The following is a 5,994-nucleotide window of genomic DNA, read 5'->3' on the forward strand; positions in this document are numbered from 1 at the left end:
GATGTTCAGCAAACAAGACCAAATTAAAGGCTACGACGACGAACTGCTCAGCGCGATGGATGCCGAGGAGCGCCGTCAGGAACATCACATCGAGCTGATCGCTTCGGAAAACTACACCAGCAAGCGGGTCATGCAGGCGCAAGGCAGCGGCCTGACCAACAAGTACGCCGAAGGCTATCCGGGCAAGCGCTACTACGGCGGCTGCGAGCACGTCGACGTGGTCGAGCAGCTTGCAATAGACCGGGCCAAACAGCTGTTCGGCGCCGATTACGCCAACGTCCAGCCGCATTCCGGCTCCTCGGCCAACTCCGCCGTGTACTTGGCGCTGATCAATGCCGGTGACACCATCCTCGGCATGAGCCTGGCCCACGGCGGTCACCTGACCCACGGTTCCAAGGTCAGCTCCTCCGGCAAGCTGTACAACGCGGTGCAGTACGGTATCGACACCACGACCGGCTTGATTGATTACGACGAGGTCGAGCGCCTGGCCGTCGAGTGCCAGCCGAAGATGATCATCGCCGGCTTCAGCGCCTACTCCAAAACCCTGGATTTCCCGCGTTTTCGCGCCATTGCCGACAAGGTCGGTGCCCTGTTGTTCGTCGACATGGCCCACGTCGCCGGCCTGGTTGCCGCCGGCCTGTACCCCAACCCGCTGCCTTACGCAGACGTGGTCACCACCACTACCCACAAGACCCTGCGCGGTCCGCGTGGCGGCCTGATCCTGGCCAAGAGCAATCCCGAGATCGAGAAGAAACTCAACTCGGCAGTATTCCCTGGCGCCCAGGGCGGCCCGTTGATGCACGTAATCGCCGGCAAAGCGGTGTGCTTCAAGGAAGCCATGGAGCCTGGTTTCAAGGACTACCAGCAGCAGGTGATCAACAACGCTCAGGCAATGGCCAAGGTGTTCATCGAGCGCGGTTTCGACGTGGTCTCCGGCGGCACCGATAACCACCTGTTCCTGGTTAGCCTGATCCGTCAGGGCCTGACCGGCAAAGATGCCGACGCCGCCCTTGGTCGCGCCGGTATCACAGTGAACAAGAACTCCGTGCCGAATGACCCGCAGTCGCCGTTCGTCACCTCAGGTCTGCGCATCGGCACCCCGGCCATCACCACCCGCGGCTTCAAGGAGCAGCAGAGCATCGAGTTGGCTGGCTGGATCTGCGACATCCTCGACCACCTCGGCGATGCCGACGTCGAGGCCCAGGTGGCAACGCTGGCGGCAGGGCTCTGCGCCGATTACCCGGTTTATCGCTGACTGCTAGGTGCCTCGTAGGATGGGTTAAGCGTAGCGATACCCATCAGACCGATTTTCCTGGGTATCGCTACGCTCAACCCAGGCTACGCACTCGTTTGCCATGTCGTAGGCAAACAGCGAGAACTGGCGCATTCGCCTGCACAGCATTTTTACGTATCAGGAGTACCCACTGATGCAACGTTATTCCGGCTTCGGCCTGCTCAAGCACTCCTTCAGCCACAACGAAAACTGGCAGCGCATGTGGCGCAACCCGACGCCCAAGCCGGTGTACGACGTGATCATCGTCGGCGGTGGCGGCCACGGCCTGGCCACGGCCTATTACCTGGCAAAAGAGTTCGGCGTGAAGAACGTCGCAGTGATCGAGAAGGGCTGGTTGGGCGGCGGCAACACCGCGCGCAATACCACCATCGTGCGGTCCAACTACCTGTGGGACGAGTCGGCGCACCTCTACGAGCACGCCATGAAGCTGTGGGAAGGCCTGTCCCAGGACATCAACTACAACGTGATGTTTTCCCAGCGCGGCGTATTCAACCTCGGTCACAGCCTGCAAGACATGCGCGACATCGAGCGCCGGGTCGGGGCCAACCGCCTCAACGGTATCGATGGCGAGGTGCTCAATGCCAAGCAGGTCGAGGAACTGATCCCGTTCATGGATTGCAGCAAGAACACCCGTTACCCGGTAATGGGCGCTTCCCTGCAGCGGCGCGGCGGTGTGGCCCGGCACGATGCCGTGGCCTGGGGCTATGCGCGCGCCGCCGACGCCTTGGGCGTCGACCTGATTCAGCAAACCGAAGTGATCGGTTTCCGTAAGGAAAACGGCGTGTGCATCGGTGTGGAAACCAACAAGGGCTTTATCGGCGGCAAGCGCGTCGGTGTGGTCACCGCCGGTAACTCCGGGCACATGGCCAAGCTCGCTGGCTTCCGCATGCCGATCGAGTCGCACCCGCTGCAGGCACTGGTGTCCGAGCCGATCAAACCGATCATCGACAGCGTGATCATGTCCAACGCGGTACACGGCTATATCAGCCAGTCGGACAAGGGTGACCTGGTCATCGGTGCCGGTATCGACGGTTACGTCGGTTACGGCCAGCGCGGCTCCTACCCAACCATCGAGCACACCCTGCAGGCGATCGTCGAGCTGTTCCCGGTGCTCTCGCGCGTGCGCATGAACCGCCAGTGGGGCGGCATCGTCGACACCACGCCGGACGCCTGCCCGATCATCAGCAAGACCCCGGTACAGAATCTGTTCTTCAACTGCGGTTGGGGTACCGGCGGCTTTAAGGCCACCCCAGGTTCAGGTCACGTGTTCGCCGCCAGCCTGGCCAAAGGTGAGATGCACGCGCTGGCAAAACCCTTCGCCATGGACCGTTTCTACAACGGCGCCTTGATCGACGAGCACGGCGCTGCCGGCGTCGCACACTAACAGGAGAAATACGACATGCTGAACATCTTCTGTCCCCATTGCGGCGAACTGCGCTCCGAAGAGGAATTCCACTCGGCTGGCCAGGCGCACATCCCGCGCCCGCTGGATCCGAATGCCTGCACCGATGCTGAGTGGGGCGAATATCTGTTCTTCCGCGACAACCCACGCGGCATCCACCACGAGCTATGGATTCACGCGGCCGGCTGTCGGCAGTACTTCAATGCCACGCGCGACACCATCAGCTACGAAATTTTCGAAACCTACAAGATTGGCGAAAAGCCGAGCGTAACGGCTAAGCCGAACAGTGCGCAGCAGACCAGCCGTGCGGCAGGAGAAAAGGCATGAGTCAGATCAATCGCCTGAGCAAAGGTGGCCGGATCAACCGCAACCAACCGTTGACCTTCACCTTCAACGGTGAGAGCTATCAGGGTTTCCATGGTGACACCCTGGCCGCCGCGTTGCTGGCCAACGGCGTCGATATCGTCGGCCGCAGCTTCAAGTACTCACGTCCGCGCGGCATCGTCGCCGCTGGCGCCGAAGAGCCGAATGCCGTATTGCAGATCGGCGCTAGCGAAGCCACCCAGATCCCCAACGTGCGCGCCACCCAACAAGCGCTGTACAGCGGCCTGGTAGCCAACAGCACCAACGGCTGGCCGAGCGTCAACACTGACCTGATGGGCATTCTCGGCAAGGTCGGCGGCGGCATGATGGCGCCTGGCTTCTATTACAAGACCTTCATGTACCCGCAGAACCTCTGGCTGACCTACGAGAAGTACATTCGTAAGGCCGCAGGCCTGGGCCGTTCGCCGAAGGAAAACGACCCGGACAGTTACGACTACCTGAACCAGCACTGCGACGTGCTGGTCGTCGGTGGCGGTGCCGCCGGTCTGGCGGCTGCTCTGGCTGCTGGTCGCAGCGGTGCGCGGGTGATCCTGGCCGACGAGCAGGAAGAATTCGGTGGCCATCTGCTCGATAGCCGCGAAACCCTCGATGGCAAACCAGCCGCCGACTGGGTAGCCAAGGTCATCGCCGAACTGCAGAAGATGCCGGAAGTAACCCTGCTGCCGCGCTCTACCGTGCACGGGTATCACGACCACAACTTCCTGACCATCCATGAGCGTCGCACCGATCACCTCGGTGACGCCGCGCCGATCGGCGAGGTGCGGCAGCGCCTGCACCGTGTGCGCGCCAAACGCGTGGTCCTGGCCGCCGGCGCCCACGAGCGTCCGCTGGTTTACGGCAACAACGACGTACCTGGCAACATGCTGGCCGGCGCGGTATCCACCTACGTGCGCCGTTACGGCGTGGCCCCTGGCAAACAACTGGTCCTTTCGACGACCAACGATTACGCCTACCGCGTAGCGCTGGACTGCCTGGAAGCCGGCATCAAGGTGGTCGCCATCGCCGATGCGCGCAGCAACCCCAAGGGTGCCTGGGTCGAGGAAGCGCGGGCCAAGGGTCTGCGCGTCCTGACCGGCAGTGCGGTGATCGAAGTGCGGGGCAGCAAGCGCGTCAGCGCGGCGCGCGTCGCTGCCATCGACACGCAGGCACATAAAGTCACCAGTCCCGGCGAGTGGCTGGAGTGCGACCTGGTCGCCAGCTCCGGCGGTTACAGCCCGGTGGTGCATCTGGCCTCGCACCTGGGCGGCAAGCCGACCTGGCGCGAAGACATCCTCGGTTTTGTGCCGGGTGAAGGTTTCCAAGCGCGCGTCTGCGCCGGTGCGATGAACGGCGTGTTCGCCCTCGGCGATGTACTGGCCGACGGCTTCGAAGCGGGCGCCAGGGCGTCTGCCGAAGCAGGCTTTACCGCGGTCGCCGGCCAACTGCCGAAAGTCCTCGGTCATCACGAAGAGCCAAGTATTGCGCTGTTCCAGGTGCCGCACGAGAAACCGACCGCACGGGCGCCGAAGCAATTCGTCGACCAGCAAAACGACGTCACGGCGGCCGGTATCGAACTGGCCACCCGCGAGGGCTTTGAGTCGGTCGAGCACGTCAAACGCTACACCGCGCTGGGCTTCGGTACCGATCAGGGCAAGCTGGGCAACATCAACGGTCTGGCCATTGCCGCCCGATCGCTGGGCATCAGCATCCCGCAGATGGGCACCACCATGTTCCGCCCCAACTACACCCCGGTGACCTTCGGCGCCGTGGCCGGGCGCAACTGCGGTGCGTTGTTCGACCCGGTGCGCTACACCGCCCTGCACAGCTGGCACCTGAAAAATGGCGCCGAGTTCGAGGACGTTGGTCAGTGGAAGCGTCCCTGGTACTTCCCCAAGTCCGGTGAAGACATGCACGCCGCCGTTGGCCGTGAGTGCAAGGCAGTACGCGACAGCGTCGGCCTGCTCGATGCCTCGACCCTCGGCAAGATTGACATCCAGGGCCCGGACGCCCGCGAGTTCCTCAACCGCGTGTACACCAATGCGTGGACCAAGCTGGACGTGGGCAAGGCCCGTTACGGCCTGATGTGCAAGGAAGACGGCATGGTCTTCGACGATGGTGTGACTGCCTGTATGGCCGATAATCACTTCATCATGACCACCACCACCGGCGGCGCCGCGCGCGTCATGCAGTGGCTGGAAATCTACCAGCAGACCGAGTGGCCGGACCTCAAGGTGTACTTCACCTCGGTCACCGACCACTGGGCGACCATGACTCTGTCTGGCCCCAACAGCCGTAAGCTGCTGAGCGAGGTCACCGACATCGACCTGGACAGAGACGCTTTCCCGTTCATGACCTGGAAGGAAGGTCAGGTTGGCGGCGTACCGGCGCGGGTGTTCCGCATCTCCTTTACCGGTGAGCTGAGCTACGAAGTCAACGTGCAGGCCGACTACGCCATGGGCGTGCTGGAAAAGATCGTCGAGGCAGGCAAGAAGTACAACCTGACCCCGTACGGCACCGAAACCATGCACGTACTGCGCGCCGAGAAGGGCTTCATCATCGTCGGTCAGGAGACTGATGGATCGGTGACCCCGGACGACCTGAACATGGGCTGGTGTGTGGGTCGAACCAAGCCGTTCTCCTGGATCGGCTGGCGCGGGATGAACCGTGAAGACTGCCTCAAGGAAAACCGCAAGCAGCTGGTTGGCCTCAAGCCCGTCGACCCGAACAAGGTGCTGCCGGAAGGCGCACAGCTGGTGTTCGACGCCAAGCAGGCGATTCCGATGAGCATGGTCGGCCACGTGACCTCCAGCTACTACAGCACCAGCATGGGCTACAGCTTCGCCCTGGCCTTGGTCAAAGGCGGCTTGAAGCGTATGGGCGAGAAGGTTTTCGCGCCGCTGGCAGATGGCACCGTGATCGAGGCCGAGATCGTCAG

The 5,994-nt window shown here is 62.7% G+C and carries 4 protein-coding genes; all 4 read left to right on the plus strand.

Going from position 1 to position 5,994, the window contains the following annotated elements; genetic code table 11:
* The first annotated feature begins 1 nt into the window (after position 1).
* Positions 2-1,255, plus strand: coding sequence for a serine hydroxymethyltransferase (glyA, locus tag Q8K09_RS16285; protein ID WP_305256039.1), 1,254 nt, complete (start codon positions 2-4; stop codon positions 1,253-1,255).
* Positions 1,256-1,427: 172 nt separating this feature from the next.
* Positions 1,428-2,678 carry a sarcosine oxidase subunit beta family protein gene (locus Q8K09_RS16290; RefSeq protein WP_305256040.1) on the plus strand — a complete coding sequence of 417 codons (1,251 nt, stop codon included), beginning with the start codon at positions 1,428-1,430 and terminating at the stop codon, positions 2,676-2,678.
* A gap of 15 nt (positions 2,679-2,693) precedes the next feature.
* Positions 2,694-3,023, plus strand: coding sequence for a sarcosine oxidase subunit delta (locus Q8K09_RS16295; protein WP_305256041.1), 330 nt, complete (start codon positions 2,694-2,696; stop codon positions 3,021-3,023).
* Positions 3,020-5,994: sarcosine oxidase subunit alpha (locus tag Q8K09_RS16300; RefSeq protein ID WP_305256042.1), on the plus strand; the 2,975-nt coding region annotated here is incomplete at its 3' end. The genes Q8K09_RS16295 and Q8K09_RS16300, both read left to right, overlap by 4 nt.

This window comes from Pseudomonas sp., assembly GCF_030683065.1.
Classification (GTDB): Bacteria; Pseudomonadota; Gammaproteobacteria; order Pseudomonadales; family Pseudomonadaceae; genus Aquipseudomonas.